The 15,843-nt window shown below is 48.2% G+C and carries 12 protein-coding genes; 10 read left to right on the top strand and 2 right to left on the bottom strand.

Features of this window, described 5'->3' with window-relative positions:
• Window positions 1-177: 177 nt before the first annotated feature.
• Window positions 178-951, bottom strand: coding sequence for a DUF975 family protein (locus BLCOC_RS23660; RefSeq protein WP_165907308.1), 774 nt, complete (start codon window positions 949-951; stop codon window positions 178-180).
• 102 nt (window positions 952-1,053) lie between these two features.
• Between BLCOC_RS23660 and BLCOC_RS23655 the strand changes: the two genes are divergently transcribed.
• Window positions 1,054-1,488, top strand: coding sequence for a DUF2752 domain-containing protein (locus tag BLCOC_RS23655; protein WP_115623541.1), 435 nt, complete (start codon window positions 1,054-1,056; stop codon window positions 1,486-1,488).
• A gap of 143 nt (window positions 1,489-1,631) precedes the next feature.
• Here the strand turns inward: BLCOC_RS23655 and BLCOC_RS23650 are convergent, their stop codons facing one another.
• Complete coding sequence (locus BLCOC_RS23650) at window positions 1,632-2,231, bottom strand: DUF4190 domain-containing protein (RefSeq protein WP_115623540.1); 600 nt, start codon at window positions 2,229-2,231, stop codon at window positions 1,632-1,634.
• A 250-nt stretch (window positions 2,232-2,481) separates the two neighbouring features.
• On the opposite strand from BLCOC_RS23650, the gene BLCOC_RS23645 reads away from it, so the two are divergent.
• The 9 genes from BLCOC_RS23645 (at window position 2,482) to BLCOC_RS23605 (ending at window position 15,840) form a co-directional block, all read left to right on the top strand.
• Entirely contained in the window at window positions 2,482-3,174 is a 693-nt protein-coding gene (locus BLCOC_RS23645; protein ID WP_167467730.1) for a helix-turn-helix domain-containing protein, read from the top strand.
• 59 nt (window positions 3,175-3,233) lie between these two features.
• The gene (gene xylB, locus BLCOC_RS23640; protein WP_115623538.1) at window positions 3,234-4,715 is read left to right on the top strand and encodes a xylulokinase; all 1,482 of its coding nucleotides are present in this window, start codon (window positions 3,234-3,236) and stop codon (window positions 4,713-4,715) included.
• A gap of 103 nt (window positions 4,716-4,818) precedes the next feature.
• Complete coding sequence (locus BLCOC_RS23635; RefSeq protein ID WP_115623537.1) at window positions 4,819-6,960, top strand: Tex family protein; 2,142 nt, start codon at window positions 4,819-4,821, stop codon at window positions 6,958-6,960.
• A gap of 92 nt (window positions 6,961-7,052) precedes the next feature.
• Complete coding sequence (locus BLCOC_RS23630) at window positions 7,053-8,852, top strand: aminopeptidase P family protein (protein WP_115625478.1); 1,800 nt, start codon at window positions 7,053-7,055, stop codon at window positions 8,850-8,852.
• Between the two features lie 287 nt (window positions 8,853-9,139).
• Window positions 9,140-10,792 carry a type 2 periplasmic-binding domain-containing protein gene (locus BLCOC_RS23625; RefSeq protein WP_115623536.1) on the top strand — a complete coding sequence of 551 codons (1,653 nt, stop codon included), beginning with the start codon at window positions 9,140-9,142 and terminating at the stop codon, window positions 10,790-10,792.
• 14 nt (window positions 10,793-10,806) lie between these two features.
• Window positions 10,807-12,540 (top strand): sensor histidine kinase, encoded by a 1,734-nt coding sequence (locus tag BLCOC_RS23620; protein WP_165907310.1) that lies wholly within the window; start codon window positions 10,807-10,809, stop codon window positions 12,538-12,540.
• Window positions 12,515-13,249, top strand: coding sequence for a response regulator transcription factor (locus BLCOC_RS23615; protein ID WP_115623534.1), 735 nt, complete (start codon window positions 12,515-12,517; stop codon window positions 13,247-13,249). The genes BLCOC_RS23620 and BLCOC_RS23615 overlap by 26 nt, the downstream gene beginning before the upstream one ends.
• A gap of 288 nt (window positions 13,250-13,537) precedes the next feature.
• On the top strand, window positions 13,538-14,569 hold the full coding sequence (locus BLCOC_RS23610) for a LacI family DNA-binding transcriptional regulator (RefSeq protein ID WP_018593115.1): 1,032 nt from the start codon (window positions 13,538-13,540) through the stop codon (window positions 14,567-14,569).
• Window positions 14,570-14,877: 308 nt separating this feature from the next.
• Window positions 14,878-15,840, top strand: coding sequence for an ABC transporter permease (locus tag BLCOC_RS23605; protein ID WP_018593114.1), 963 nt, complete (start codon window positions 14,878-14,880; stop codon window positions 15,838-15,840).
• Window positions 15,841-15,843: the final 3 nt, after the last annotated feature.

The raw sequence follows: 15,843 nt of genomic DNA, 5'->3' as shown, positions 1-15,843 counted from the left end.
TTCATAGCTGTAAGTATATTATACAGTCACGAGTTTTTATGTACGGCAGCAGAAAGTTTGCACAGTAAACTTTCTGCTGCCCGTTTTATTATTTGATTTTTCAGAGATAAAACCTAACAATTATTGCTATATCCTGAAATAGGATGTATGATAGTTACTGTCCGAAGAATTATGATCTTAATAAGTACCAAAAGGATTACTGTAACCGTCATTGGGCTGAGGCGCAGGCTCCGGTTTGGGAGCGTCCAGTTCGCCGGTAACATCCATGTAAAATATGGTTTCGGCGGCTCTCATATACGGTGTCAGCCACAGGAATCCCACATAGCAGGAAAGCACACACAGCAGCATGAGAGGGATAAAGCTTAAGTCCATACAGAGAAGACGTCCTTTATTTCCCTTCATAAGCCGCAGGCTCTCTCTCATTGCTTCCATGGCGCTCATCTCTGTGTTGTCAAGGAGAAGGTAATCCGCAAGGCCGAAGAACAGACCAAGTATCATGTTTACAACCATATTTGCCAGACTGCCGAAAAGCATGAGGAGCAGGACTGCATTGTCAGACATATCCTTATTCAGATAATTCGGAAGATCAAAGGGCAGTGCAAAGATAAACTGTATGACAAGCAGGATCAGATGCACAATGATAAAACGGTCAGGATGATGAGAGAAGGCAAAGAACAGATCCTTTACCGCAAACGGTTCCTGACGGCTGATATTGAGCATCAGCTTGGCATAGCCGGCGCCTACAACGGCAACAAGCAGGGAGACCATGTAGTTCAGAAGCTGTGTGGTCACAATACCCAGAACCGTGGCAGTGCTCATGGTGTTCACGATCAGCATGGAAGGCAGAAGACTGCACAGGACCATCAGAAGCAGTGCAGCCATAGGAGTGCCATATCTGCCTGAGAGATTCTCACGGGCGATAAGCTTTATAGCAGCGGATTTTCTTTTCATAAAATAAATCTCCATTCTTTCGTATTTAAGGAAATGGCCGGCTGTTCCGGCACGTTGTCATGACTATTATAACATAACTAAACGAGGTTACAAGAGGGTAATATGGAACCGCGAATGAGTAAAAAAGAAGAAAAAAGTCTCTATATCCTGGGATGGATGCTGCTTGGAACAGCAGTCCTTCTCGTGGGAATCACAAAAGTTCTTCCTGTGCAGAGTAAGATTTTTTCCCTGCCATGCATTTTCCGGGAGCTGACAGGATATTACTGTCCGGGCTGCGGGGGTACCAGGGCATGTGCGGCACTCTTGAAAGGGAAGATCGTGGAATCCTTTCTGTACCATCCCGTTGTGGTATACACGGCTGCAGTCTATGTCTGGTACATGATCTCCCATACAATAGAATACCTGTCAAAGGGAAAACTGGCGGCAGGACTGCGGTACCGTGATCTGTATCTCTATATAGCTGCTGCCATTATACTGATTCAGTGGGTGGTGCGGAATCTTTTAAAACTAGTATGGGGAATCGATATATTGCTGTAACGGGGAAGGCTCAGAACAATTATATACTGTAAAAGCGTCCGGCATGGGAGCAGGCTCCGGTCAGACGCTTTTTCATGTATCTATTATGGCGCAGCATTTGCGGCTGCATAGACGGCAGGGTATCCTTTGGGGTGTATCTTTCATCAGATAAAATTATTGCCGTCCTCAGGTGCGGGATAAGAACGATCCCGGCTTCCATCGTCAGGCTGATCCGGATCATCAAAGTTATAATCGTCTTCTCCGCCGTATGGGGATGTGATACCGTCATTGGAATCGCTGCCTCCCGGGTTGGTATTCCGGTAGAGATAATCCTGCAGGAAATTATAGATATCATCCTCTGTATACTCTTCAGGATGTGTCAGTATATGCAGATACTGGCTGATAAATGTGCGCCCTTCACTGGTGGAAAGCATAGTGGAGGTGAAGAAGAGGACAATAGCTGCCACAATGGCGATACCTGCAGAGGAGAGCGCGATGCCGGCTTTGGCATTGCCGGGGCGGGCATAGGTTCCTTTTGATATTATGCCGAATAAAATGCCAAGCCCTCCAAACAGAAGCGCCAGGGGCGGAAAACAGCACATGGATACTAGGGAAAGGATTCCCATGGAAAGGGAGGCGGAAGCGAATCCGGGACTGCCCTCATAGATATGCTCTGCCGGCGGTTCCGGATAGATGACCGGTCCCAGGGGCGGTTCCTGCCCATATCCCATCTGCTGGTTATTTTCATCATAAGGATCATTCATAAAGTCAAACCTCATTTCATGTATTTTCAATTGTATCGTTACATTTTTCGTAACAGTTCAGCTTTTCTCATTTGTCAAACTACATTTTATCACGGATAGGAAAATAGGGCAAGACTGGAAAATATAAGGGTTAGTCACAAATAGGATATAAAAGGGCGGCATAAAACAATTTACAATTGAACATGGAACTATCCAATACGTGAAACATAAAGTGAGGAATGGATGAACCATGAGCAGGGCTTATGATAAAATGTTAAATCGGTTAAATGCGTACAGGAAAATGCAGAACATGAGCCAGGAAAACATGGGCAGTGTCATGGGAATTACGCAGAGCCACTACAGTAAATTGGAGAGCGGAAAGAAGATCATCTCCGGTGAGGAACTGTATAAACTGAAAAAGAAGGGAATCGACGTGGATTACCTGTTTTCAGGTACAAAAAGTCTCCACACAGTCCTGGACGAATTAATGGAAGACTGCCGCCGGGAGAAAAAGGCGGATCTGCTTCAGCTTATGGTCTGGACCATACAGCAGGGAATGGGAAACACCCAGATGGAGGGAAGCGCCGCAGCGCGCTGTACCAGGGAGATTGAACTTCTCAGGTATCAGGCGTTCCCCCACACCTCGGAGAATACAGTCTGGTACAGGATACGCATGGCAAACGAGATGACCCAGATTGAGATGGCAGAAGCGCTGGATGTGAGCGTGAAGCGTTACAGAGAGATTGAAAAGGGCAATACCAGAGCAAGCGCTGAGGTGGCAGCCGCGCTCTATGAGACTATGGGATACTTGCCGTCCATCATATTGGAGGAGGACGTGGTAAACCTGTCATGTCTGAACCATATTTGGGAAGAATTTGAAGAAGAACTGCAGAAGGAGCTGGAGGCATTTATCAGAAAAGGATGCAGGCTCTTGGAGTGCAGACCGGGCGGGAGATCAGAATAGATCAGCCGCCCTTTTCTATGTATGGTTCATTTGATCGGATAAAAAAGCGGAGGTTATAAATGGAATATTACTGTGGAATAGATTTGGGCACTTCCAGTGTGAAAGTGATGCTTCTCGGTGCTGATGGCACAGTGGTGGGCACAGCGTCAGCGGGATATGACATCAAAAAAAATACGCCCTGGGAGGCAGAACAGGATATGGAATATCTCTGGCAGCAGACAAGACAAAGCATAACAGCGCTGCTTGGAAAATATCCCGGGACCGGGAAGCTCATCCGGGGGATCAGCTTTTCCGGCCAGATGCACGGTATGGTGGCAGTGGATAAGAACGGAAGGCCGGTGCGGGACGCTGTGATCTGGGCAGACCAGCGCTCCCGGGACGCCATAGATCATATATGGGATGCTGTTTCCGAGGAAGAATGGAAGAGGACAACCTTGAATACACCCTGCACAGGATTTCTCATTTCCTCCCTGCTCTGGATGCGGGAACATGAGCCAAATCTTTACGGGGAGACAGCGAAAGTTATGCTGCCAAAGGATTATATCCGGTTCCGCATGTGCGGTGAGATTGCCACGGATGTGACGGATGCCTCCTCAACAGGCATATTTGATGTGGAAAATAGGCAGTGGGCCTGGGAGCTGATCGGCAAACTGGACCTGAAGCGGGAAATGTTCCCCTTCTGCGGGGAATCTTATAAGCAGGCAGGCTGTGTCAGCAGCTCCTGTTCCCGGGAAACGGGGATTGCAGAGGGAACGCCCTTATTTTTAGGCGGCGGCGATTCCATGATGCAGCTTGCCGGAAACGGGATCATAAGATCCGGCATACTTTCCTGCAACATAGGGACTGCCAGCCAGGTGGCCTGTGCCCTGGACAGACCTGTCTGCGACACAAAGTTCAGGACAAATACATTCTGCCATACAGGCAGCGGCCTGTGGGAGATACAGGGTTCCTCTCTGACTGGCGGGGTGGCGCTGAAATGGCTCAGGGACAATATGCTTCATATGTCAGACTTTGGGGAAATGACAGACCTTGCAGGGACAGCCCCTGCGGGGAGCGACGGACTGCTCTTTCTTCCTTATCTGAGCGGAGAGCGCTGTCCCTATAATGACCCCAAGGCCAGGGGAATCTATTTCGGCATGAGCCTGTACCACAGCCGGGAGCATCTCATACGGAGCACCATGGAGGGTGTGATCTTTGGTCTGAAGGAATCACTGGAAATCTTTAACGGCATGGGAATCCGTTTCGACAAGGTGATCGCGTCCGGCGGCGGAGCCAGAGGACAGCTTTTCAGGGAGATACAGGCAGATGTGTTTGAGGCGGAGATCTATACAGCCGGAGAAGCGGAACAGGCCTGCGTGGGCGCTGCCATGACAGCCGCTGTGGGCTGCGGTTCCTTTTCCTCCTATGAGGAGGCGTGCGGCGCGCTGCTCCATCCGGGAACAGAGGTGACGGTTCCGGATAAAGAGCGAATAAAAATTTACCGGGAGTGTTTCGCGCGTTTTCAGGAACTGTATCAGAGGAACAAAACGCTGTTTTCTTGACAAATCCCTTTCCTATTGATAAGGTGTTATAGTACAAGTCCGGCAGGTTGTTTCGTTGACTGAATAGCTGCCAAACTTGAATGAAGGAAAAAAGGAGAAACACATGGATATCATTTTAGCATTGACAGAAGAACTGAAAGTAGAGAAGTGGCAGGTAGAAGCTGCCGTTAAGCTGATAGATGAGGGAAATACCATACCGTTCATTTCCCGTTACCGCAAGGAGGCCACCGGTGCGCTGAACGACGAAGTGCTGAGAAATCTGTACGAACGTCTGAACTATCTGCGAAACCTGGAAGATAAGAAGACGCAGGTGCTCGCCAGTATTGAGGAGCAGGGCAAGCTTACAGAGGAGCTGAAAAAGCAGATCCTGGCAGCACAGACCTTGGTGGTTGTGGAGGATTTATACCGTCCTTACCGGCCAAAACGCCGTACCAGGGCTACCATTGCAAAGGAAAAAGGCCTGGAGCCTTTGGCGAATATCATTCTGCTGCAGATGACGGACAAGTCCCTGGAGGAGGAAGCGAAAGCGTTTCTGTCTGAGGAAAAAGAGGTTAAAACCGTATCGGATGCCATTGCAGGGGCAAAAGACATAGTGGCTGAGAGCATTTCTGATGAGGCGGATTACCGGATCCGGATCCGTGATATGACTGTGAAAAAGGGAAGGGTGGTTTCTGCCGCTAAGAACCCGAAAGAGCAGTCTGTCTATGAGATGTACTATGAGTACGAGGAGCCTGTTGCAAAAGTGGCCGGCCACAGAGTCCTGGCACTGAACCGCGGGGAAAAGGAAAAAATCCTTACCGTGAAGATCGAGGCCCCCACAGAGGATATCATCCGCTACCTGGAGAAGCAGGTGATCACCCGCGGCAACCCCAATACCACCTCTGTTTTAAAGGCTGTGGTGGAGGACAGCTACAGCCGTCTGATAGGCCCTGCCATTGAGAGGGAGATTCGCAATGACATGACAGAGAAGGCGGAGGATGGGGCCATCAAGGTATTTAAGAAGAATCTGGAACAGCTTCTCATGCAGCCTCCCATTGTGGGACAGGTGGTTCTGGGATGGGACCCGGCCTTCCGTACCGGCTGTAAATTGGCAGTTGTAGACCCTACCGGAAAAGTGCTGGATACGGTAGTCGTCTATCCAACAGCGCCCACAACTCCGGCCAAGATCGCTGCTGCAAAAGAAACCGTGAAAAAACTCATCCATAAATACAATATTACGCTGATCTCCCTGGGCAACGGCACGGCATCTAGAGAGTCCGAGCAGGTGATCGTGGAGATGCTGAAAGAGATTCCGGAGAATGTCCACTATGTCATCACCAACGAGGCCGGAGCTTCCGTATACTCTGCCAGCAAGCTGGCTACAGAGGAATTCCCCAATTTCGATGTGGGGCAGAGAAGTGCTGCGTCCATTGCCAGACGTCTTCAGGACCCTCTGGCGGAGTTGGTAAAGATTGACCCGAAATCTATCGGTGTAGGCCAATATCAGCATGACATGAACCAGAAGAAACTGGGTGAAGCCCTTTCAGGCGTTGTGGAGGACTGTGTAAACAAGGTGGGTGTGGATCTGAACACAGCCTCTGTATCTCTCCTGGAGTATGTGTCAGGTGTCAGCAAAGCCATTGCAAAAAACATCGTGACCTACAGAGAGGAAAACGGCCGTTTTGAGGACAGAAAGCAGCTTCTGAAGGTAGCCAAGCTGGGGCCAAAGGCATTTGAGCAGTGTGCCGGTTTCCTGCGCATCTCAGGCGGAAAGAATCCGCTGGATGCCACCAGTGTCCATCCTGAGAGCTATGAGGCAGCAGAAAAATTCCTGGACAGCATGGGAATGAAGCCTGCGGATATCTTTGGCGGCAATGCGGTATATTATGTGAAGGACTATAAAAAGATGGCAGAGAAGCTGGGTGTGGGAGAGATGACCCTGCGGGACATTGTAAAAGAGCTTACCAAGCCGGGTCGCGATCCCCGCGAGGAGATGCCGAAACCGGTTCTGCGCACAGATGTTCTGGACATGAAGGATTTGAAAGAGGGTATGGTTCTCAAGGGAACGGTGAGAAATGTCATTGACTTTGGAGCATTTGTGGATATCGGTGTGCATCAGGACGGACTGGTGCATATATCTGAGATGACTGAGCGCTTTATCAAACACCCCCTTGAGGCGGTCAGCGTAGGTGACGTTGTGGATGTGAAGGTGCTCAGTGTGGACTTGAAAAAGAAGAGGATCTCCCTTACCATGAAAGGAATCTGAGAGACAAACTGTGAGGAACGGAAACGTTGTTTACAGGTAACTGTATAGCAGGAAAAGCTGCGTTTACAGAAAAAAGAAAGGAAGCGTGGAGAATGAATGCAAACAGAGTAAGGATTGAGAAGCTGCAGCAAGAGATGGCAGCAGCAGGCATGGACATGTATCTGGTGCCCACTGCGGATTTTCACCAGTCTGAGTATGTAGGAGCGTATTTTAAGGTGCGCGCCTGGCTGTCAGGGTTTACCGGTTCTGCCGGAACTCTGGTGGTGACTAGGGACCATGCATATCTCTGGACAGACGGACGGTATTTTATCCAGGCAGGCAGGGAACTGGAGGATACCGGTGTGACCCTTATGAAGATGAGGGAGGAAGGTGTTCCCACAGTAGATGAGTTCCTGGAGGAAAATCTTCCACAAGGCGGCTGTCTGGGATGCGACGGAAGAACCATCAGCGTCAGCCAGGGAAAGGCTTATGCAGATATGATGGAAAAGAAACAGGGATGTTTTCTGTGCCAGGATGATCTGGGTGGAAAAATCTGGAATGACAGGCCCATGATGTCAAGAGAACAGGCCTTTCTTGTGGATGTGAAATATGTGGGCAGGTCCAGAGAGGAAAAACTGGCAGATGTGCGCAGCATCATGAGAGAAAACAGAGCGGATATCCATCTGCTGTCCAGCCTGGATGACATTGCATGGCTTTTGAACATCCGGGGCAATGATATCGAATGCAATCCGGTTATCCTCTCCTATGTGATACTCACAGAGAAGGACGTGTTCTTTTATGTGCAGGAGGAGGCCGTATCTTTGGAGATCCGTGCCGAATTGGAGAAATCCGGGATCACGATGCTTCCTTACTATCAGGTATACGAAGATGTGAAGAAGTTTGCGGACAAGGATAGCGTTTTGTTGGATGAGGCAGTTGTGAATTATGCACTGTTTGAAAATATTCCCGGCGGTGTTAAGACTGTGAGTTGTATTAATCCGTCGAAACCCATGAAAGCCATGAAAAATGAAGTGGAGAGAGAGAATGTGCGCGCAGCTCATATTAAAGACGCAAAGGCTATGTGCAGGTTTATCTATTGGCTGAAACAGAATGTGGGAAAAGAGGAGATCACGGAATACAGTGCAGCCCAAAAAAGCTTCCAGTTCCGCGCCCAGGATCCTGATTTCCTGGATCTGAGCTTTGGAACCATTTGTGCCTACGGGCCAAATGCTGCCATGTGCCACTATGCGCCCACAGAAGACGCATGTGCGAATGTGGAGCCGAAAGGATTCTTCCTCATTGATTCTGGCGGACAGTATTGGCAGGGGACCACAGATATCACAAGAACCATTGCAGTCGGTGAGCTGACACAGGAACAAAAGGAGCATTTCACCCTGGTCCTCAAGGGAAATATCCGTCTGGCCACTGCAAAGTTCATGTATGGAATGGGAGGCGCCCATCTGGACTGTCTGGCAAGAGGTCCGCTGTGGGAGAGAGGGCTTGATTTCAACCACGGCACAGGGCACGGTGTGGGATTCCTGCTGAATGTACACGAGGGACCCCAGAACATCAACTGGAACAGTGCCATCCGTCCGGGGGGCTATGTCCCGCTGGAAGAGGGCGTGCTGATCTCTGATGAACCAGGTCTTTACCTGGAAGGCAGATATGGCATCCGTTGTGAAAATCTGCTCCTGTGCCGAAAGGGAGAGAAGAATGCCTACGGTCAGTTCATGGAATTCGAGGTCGTGACGCTGGTTCCCTTTGAGCGGGAAGCCATCCTGCCGGAACTTCTGGGGGCAGAGGAGCTTGCATGGCTCAATGCTTACCACAGACATGTGTACGAAACCATTGCTCCGCTTTTAGACAGCCAGGAGGAGCGGGAGTGGCTGAAAGAGGCTACCGCTGAAATCTGATCTGCTGTGCGGTCATGGATCGTTTCGCTGTCAAGAACGCTTATATCTGTATTTTGTTACAGATATAGGCGTTTTTTGCGTACAATGCACAGTTTGGCTTTTTAGGGTAGATCCTCTTTTCAATAGTTTAAAATACAGAGATATGAATACCTGTGAAAAGTGAAACAGTGATGATAGAGGCATTGTCAATATGGTATCTGTAATGATAAAATAACAGAAGAAGATTTTATGTAACCGTTCGGCCTGTCCAAACGGTTATGATTTGGTGAGATCACCTGGAGGAAAAGATGAAGATACGAGGGATAGTTTTAATGGTAATGCTGGCAGGTGTCCTGCAGCTTGCCGGGTGCGGCGCAGGCGGGGACAGTATAGAGACGGAAGATGGAAAAGGAAATACATATGCGACGGCCTCCCTGTTTTGCGATGTGAATTTCTGGGAACCGCCCTCCTGGGAGACTGAGGAGGGAACCATCACCGGAGATATCACGAAAAGGACCGGACTGGCGCTGGATATTATGGTACCGCCCCAGAATGCGGATGCCCAGTTAAGTCTGATGCTGTTGAATGACAAACTGCCGGATATTATTTCTCTCACGGATGAGACCACCATCAGCCAGCTTATCACATCAGGAAAAGTCTGGAATCTGGAAGAGTTCCTGAAGCAGTATTGCCCCGAGTCTCATCTTCTGAAATCTTTTCCCGAGGATATTAAGAGGGAATTGATCAGGCGGGACGGCGGATGGTATGCTTATCCATCCCATATAAATTCCCAGGATTCCAGGAAGATATGGAAGCCCAGTTCGCAGTTTTACCAGGACTGGACCAATTATAATGACAACAATGCAGTCATATGGAACAGAGAGCTTCTGGCAGAGGCAGGACTCTCCGTGGAGGATGTGCAGACAGAAGAACAGGTGCTGGCAGCCTGGGAAAAGATAAAAAATATGCGTCTGTATGTCAGCGGTGAGCCAGTGATCCCCCTGTTGGTAGATGGAAAGGGGTATATTGACCCTACAGTAAAATTCCTGGAATATACTTTTGGCGCTGAACGTGTAGATGAAAACGGAAATTACCGGGATATTCTTCTGCAGCCCCAGTCAGAACATGCGCTTCTGTTTCTGAATGAGGCCATACGAAAAGGCTATACCGATCCTGAACAGCTCACCTATGAAAATACAAAGATTAAAAGTCTCATGGCAAAAGGAAATGTGTTCTGTTTTATAGGAAATGTGGCAAACAGCGGGATTGATTACACCAAATGGGTCTCCTCAGGTCCTATATTTTCCTCAGGCGGGGAGACACCGGTACAGGGGAAAAATCTGAGAGCCCCCACAGGCTGGCTGGGAACCTTTATCTCAAAGGACTGCAGCAATCCCGCCCAAGTGGCAGCGTGGCTGGATTATATGAGCAGCGATGAGGGGATGTTGTTCTGGAGCTTTGGATATGAGGGAAGTGATTATCATCTGGATGACCGGGGATATGTGGTACAGACAGAAAAGGGGGAAAAAGCGTCTCTGGATTACGGGCAGTCGGGACAGGGAGCCTGGTGGATGTTTGACAATTTTTCCTGGGAGAGGAGCGTGCTGCCGGAACCGGAAAAGGGCAGCAGTACAGCAGCAGAAAAAGAAATATTCACTGCTTACGGCAGTCATGAGAAAACCGTGAGTTATGATGAGTCCCTGCTTCCCCTCACAGCAGAAGATATTCCGCCGGAGAGCACAGAGGGAAATCTGGACGCAGCCATAAAGGCGTATGAGAGAGAGCAGATCCCCCGTATTGTTCTGGCAGAAAGCAGGGAGCAGGCGGCAGCCCGGTACAGCGAGATGACAGAGACCCTGAAAAATATGGGCATAGAGGAACTGGATGCCTATAAAAATGAGATATATCAGAAAAACTGCAGGGAGTATGGCGGAAGAATAGAGAAGGTAAACGGAGAATGAGAGAGGGGACAGCAATGAGGAAGAGATTAAAAGACAGTCTGTGGCTTCAGCTTATTGCGTTTACGGCCCTGATCATGTTCTTTTTACTGGCAGCCTATGCTGTGACGGACAGCTATTCCGGCAAGATACTGCGGGAGCGGACCATTGATCTGAATGATAAGATATTGCTGCAGGTAGAGGGCAAGATGGAGGATTTTCACGACACCTTAGATCATGTGGCTACAGCCATGGCCTATGCACCTACAACCTACGATTATTTTACCATAGATCCTGTGGCAAGAGTTATGGCCTCTGAGGACCTGTCCGAGATATTTTCCAATACGGTTTTGCTGGAAAGCGACATAGCCGGAATTTATCTGTACGACACATCCCTGAATCAGATCGCGGCAATGGGAAAAGCGGCAAACAACCCGGATTTTGTCCGGAATTTGAAAAAGCATATGGAGTTTGGAGACCTGTTTTATCTGAATCAGGCGGGAGTGCCTTTTTATCCGGTGTATTTTCCGGTCTACGATCTGAACAACAGACAGTACGGTGTTCAGATCGGCATGTGTGTCATGATGATGCGCACAGACAACCTGGCCGGAATTCTGGAGGATTCCCAGGCTACGGAACATACCCAGGTGTATCTGTTGGACGGAAATGATCAGATCATCGCTTCCAGAGGGAATAACGAGCTGGAGGAGCTGGACAGCAGTATGATGAGGAGTTCAGATGAGTATTACGTAAAGGTGAGGAATGTTCCCATGGACAGTTGGAAGGTGGTCAGCCGCATTCCGGAGAGCGAAATGAGCACCAGCAGGGACGGCAGCAAAAAATTCGTGACAACGGCATATGCGGTGTCCCTGGCACTTTTAGCCCTGCTGGTGTGGTTCTGTTATAAACGGTTTGTAGGTCCTATGCATCAGGTGGACCGTTTTATCCAGGGAATCGTGGATAAGCCCGGTGAGAGGATGGAAATAGAGAGGGAAGATGAGATCGGCACAGTCGTGCACAGTCTGAATCATATGCTGGACAAACAGCAGAAGATGAATCAGGAGATCCAGGACTCCCAGAAGAAGATGTATGAGGCGGAGATCGCCAAGAAGCAGCTTCAGGTGTTGGCATACCAGAACCAGATCAATCCCCATTTTCTGTATAATACCTTTGAATGTATCTGTTCTATGGCGCTGTACTATGAGGTGGAGGATATTGCTGAGATCACCATGGCACTCTCAAAGGTATTCCGTTTTGCCGTAAAAGGGGAAAACCTTGTCAGTGTTGAGGAGGAAGTCAGCTATATCAGGGAGTACGCCAAGATCATAGACTACCGTTTTATGGGAAAAATAGATGTAAACATTGAAATGGATGATTCGGTGAGGGAAAAGCGTGTGATCAAGCTCATGCTGCAGCCTCTGGTGGAAAATGCAGTGTTTCACGGTCTGGAGCAGAAACTGGAGGACGGGGAAGTAAATGTCTCCATAGAAATGCAGAATGAGAATCACATGATATTTGTGGTGGAGGACAACGGCTGCGGGATCGAACCGGCAAAGCTGGTGTGGATGCGGGACAACCTGGACAGCAGGCCCACGGGACAAAAAGGCATCGGAGTGGCCAACATCTATCAGAGACTGAAATTATTTTATGGGGAAGACGTGGTGTTTCGGATAGAGAGCAAACAGGGAAAAGGAACGAGAATCACAATTATCATACCGGATGAGGTAGAGGAAAGGGGCAGGAAAAATGTACAGAATTTATCTGGCAGATGATGAAACATGGATAGTGATCGGACTCAAAAAGCAGATAGAAAAGTCAGGGCTGCCGTTTCAGGTGATCGGTGAGGCGAACAATGGGGTGGCTGCCATGGAAGAGATCTTGGAGAAAAAGCCGGATATTTTGATCTCTGATATCCGTATGCCCGGACTGAATGGCCTGCAGCTTTTGGAGAAGCTGAGAGAGAAGGGGATAGACATGAAGGTGATTTTCATCAGCGGGTACGCGGAATTTGAGTATGCGCAGTCTGCCATCAGAATGGGGACCTTTGACTATCTGCTGAAACCTGTGGAGCAGGAAAAGCTCAATCAGGTCCTGGAACGGCTGCTTGGGGCATTTCGGACAGAGCGGGGGGAAGAAGAGGAAGCCCCTGCAAAGGAGCCTATGAATTCCTCTATGATGAAGAGGATAATCAGGGAGATACAGGAGAGGTACACGGAAAATATCACTCTTTCCGGCCTGGCTGAAGCCCATGGGATCAGTACGGGGTATCTGAGCAGCCAGTTAAAGGCAGAGCTGGGACTTTCTTTCTCGGAATATATTACATCGAAAAGAATACAAAAGGCAAAGGAACTGTTGGCAGACGAAAGTCTTTCCGTGGAATCCATCGCGGAGCTGACGGGGTATAATGATTATTTTTATTTTATAAAAGTCTTCAAGAAAAATACGGGAATCTCTCCCAGTAAATACAGGAAAAACCTGTAGTTCATACGGTCAGCGCAGTAAATGCGCAGACCGGCCGAATTTATGAGAAAAATTTTACTAAAAATTAAAAATAGTACCAAAATAGAAAAATAATTACATGTGCATTTTGCGATTCCGGCTTTATAATATAGATAAATCGATTGGTGAATATGACATATCGGAATCTGAAAAAATTGTCTTGTGGAAAGCGGTTTCATATAATATACTGGGATTATTATATGCCTTAACGATTATTTTGGTATTTATGCAGCAGTAAATGCTGCACTATAATGTGAGACAGGTGAGACGATGGGAAGAGAAAGAGTAAGTATTTATCATATCGCAAAGGAAGCAGGGGTATCCCCGGCTACCGTTTCCAGAGTATTGACCGGCAATGCCAATGTCAGTACAGAGAAACGTATAAAGGTGGAAGCCCTTATCAAGAAGTATGATTTCCGGCCGAATGCCATGGCGCGCAGTCTGAGCAGCACCCAAACGAAGCTTGTGGGGTTCCTGATCCCGGATATCAGAAATCCTTTTTATGCAACACTTGCTGTGGCCTGTGAGAGGGCTGCCAATGAGAGAGGGTACAGCCTGATGCTCAGCAATTATCTGAATGATATGGAGCTTCAGGAGCAGAACCTGCAGAAGATGATCGAGATGCGGGTGGATGCCCTGATCATGATCGGCGGCAAAGTGGACGAGATGGTATCAGACGAGGAGTATGTGGAGAAGATCAACCAGATCACAGATACGATCCCCGTGGTGATCACAGGCAAACTGGACGGCAGTGACTGCTATCAGGTTAATATAGATCAGAAAAAGGCTGCAGAAACCGCAGTGGAGCATCTGATCGCATACGGCCATACGAAAATTGCCCTGATCGGAGGCCGAAGAGATGTGAATTCCACCTATACAAAGCGGGTTACTTACAGAAGCTGCCTCAGAAAACATGGAATCGAGTTCTCTGCCGATGACATTGTGGAGACCCCGGAGTATTCTATTGAGTGCGGACTTCAGGTGATGGACAGGATTTTCGACAGCGGACAGCCGCTTCCGACCGCAGTGATCGCGATCAATGATTTTATGGCAATGGGGATCATGCAGTCTATCCGCCGCCACGGACTTGGAATACCGGATGATATCTCTATTTTAAGCTTTGATGATACGTTCATTGCTGAGTCTGAGACCCCGTGCCTGACAAGTGTGGGATACAATTACGACAAATTTGCAGGCGCTCTGGTGGAGACCGCTATTCTGGCAATTGAGGGGAAAAATCCGCCGAAAATGCAGCTCATACCCCCCAGCCTGGTGGTTAGAGAGTCTACAGCAAAGATATAGGATATCAGAAACACCAACAGCAGAAGGAAATCTCTAAATCAGAATGTTTCATTCTATTTGTGTTGAAACGGGTTTCAAAATAGGAGCAGGAGGAGAGCCGAATTCTGCGAAGTTTTTAATCAATAACTGTGAGGATATAAAACAGTTACGTTAATTTATATAAAATCATAAGAAAACATCTGCGTATAAAGAGCAGTTGTAATAAAAGACCACAAGAACAGGAGGAATTACACGTGCGTTCAACCTAGAAAAGCCAGTATACACAGAGATTTGTTGAAACCGATTTCAAAAAAGAGGAGGAGAATGATGTGAAAGCAAGGAAAAATAAAACGGGAACAGCAGTCATGGCTGGTACAAAAAAGCCATTTCTGAAAAAGGTGAAGGATAACCGGACATTGCTGCTGATGTGCCTTCCTGCTGTGGTATTTTTTATAGTCTTTAATTACTGCCCTTTGCCGGGTGTGTACATAGCATTTACAAACTATAATTTCCGGGACGGAATATTTGGCAGTCCTTTTGTGGGGCTGAAAAACTTTGAGTTTCTGATCCAATCCGGTGAACTGTGGAAACTGACCAGAAACACACTGCTTTATAATGTAGTCTTTATCGTTTTGGGCAATGTGGTGCAGATCACCCTTGCTGTTATGCTGAATGAGGTACGCAACAAATACTTTAAAAAAGTATCCCAGACGATCATGTTCCTGCCGTACTTCATTTCCGTGGTGCTGATTGGAGCCATAGCGTTTAATATCCTGAATTATGACACAGGTGCTCTGAACACACTGCTGCGCGAAACCGGCGGAGATCCTTTAAAGATTTACAGTATGGCGGGGATATGGCCCTTTATCATTATCTTCTGTCAGATGTGGCAGCAGACAGGCTACGGTTCTGTTGTTTACTTTGCGGCAATATGCGGCATTGACTCCGGTATGATGGAGGCAGCAGAAGTGGACGGGGCTACGAGCTGGCAGAGGATCCGTTACATAATACTTCCGAGTCTGAAACCGACATTCATTATTCTTCTGCTCTTTGCTCTGGGCGGTATCATGAAGGGTAACTTCGGCCTCTTCTGGAATATGGTGGGCAATAACTCCCAGCTCTTCCAGACAACCGACATTATCGAGACCTTTGTTTACAGGACTATGACTACGCAGAATAACTTTTCCACATCATCTGCGGTGGGGCTGTATCAGTCCATCTTTGGATTTGCCCTTGTTATGTTCAGCAACTGGCTGGTAAAACGGATCGATCCGGATTACGCATTATTCTAGGAG

Source organism: Blautia coccoides (assembly GCF_034355335.1).
Taxonomy (GTDB): domain Bacteria; phylum Bacillota; class Clostridia; order Lachnospirales; family Lachnospiraceae; genus Blautia; species Blautia producta.
Note: the sequence above shows the minus strand (reverse complement) of the source record. Positions and strands in the feature narration are given on the sequence as shown.

Bases quoted from the DNA above. Each gene is read 5' to 3' on its own strand.
- xylB (WP_115623538.1), top strand. From the start codon at position 3,234: ATGGAATATTACTGTGGAATAGATTTGGGCACTTCCAGTGTGAAAGTG.
- BLCOC_RS23650 (WP_115623540.1), bottom strand. From the start codon at position 2,231: ATGAATGATCCTTATGATGAAAATAACCAGCAGATGGGATATGGGCAG.
- BLCOC_RS23620 (WP_165907310.1), top strand. From the start codon at position 10,807: ATGAGGAAGAGATTAAAAGACAGTCTGTGGCTTCAGCTTATTGCGTTT.
- BLCOC_RS23630 (WP_115625478.1), top strand. From the start codon at position 7,053: ATGAATGCAAACAGAGTAAGGATTGAGAAGCTGCAGCAAGAGATGGCA.
- BLCOC_RS23645 (WP_167467730.1), top strand. From the start codon at position 2,482: ATGTTAAATCGGTTAAATGCGTACAGGAAAATGCAGAACATGAGCCAG.
- BLCOC_RS23615 (WP_115623534.1), top strand. From the start codon at position 12,515: ATGTACAGAATTTATCTGGCAGATGATGAAACATGGATAGTGATCGGA.
- BLCOC_RS23635 (WP_115623537.1), top strand. From the start codon at position 4,819: ATGGATATCATTTTAGCATTGACAGAAGAACTGAAAGTAGAGAAGTGG.
- BLCOC_RS23610 (WP_018593115.1), top strand. From the start codon at position 13,538: ATGGGAAGAGAAAGAGTAAGTATTTATCATATCGCAAAGGAAGCAGGG.
- BLCOC_RS23655 (WP_115623541.1), top strand. From the start codon at position 1,054: ATGGAACCGCGAATGAGTAAAAAAGAAGAAAAAAGTCTCTATATCCTG.
- BLCOC_RS23625 (WP_115623536.1), top strand. From the start codon at position 9,140: ATGAAGATACGAGGGATAGTTTTAATGGTAATGCTGGCAGGTGTCCTG.
- BLCOC_RS23660 (WP_165907308.1), bottom strand. From the start codon at position 951: ATGAAAAGAAAATCCGCTGCTATAAAGCTTATCGCCCGTGAGAATCTC.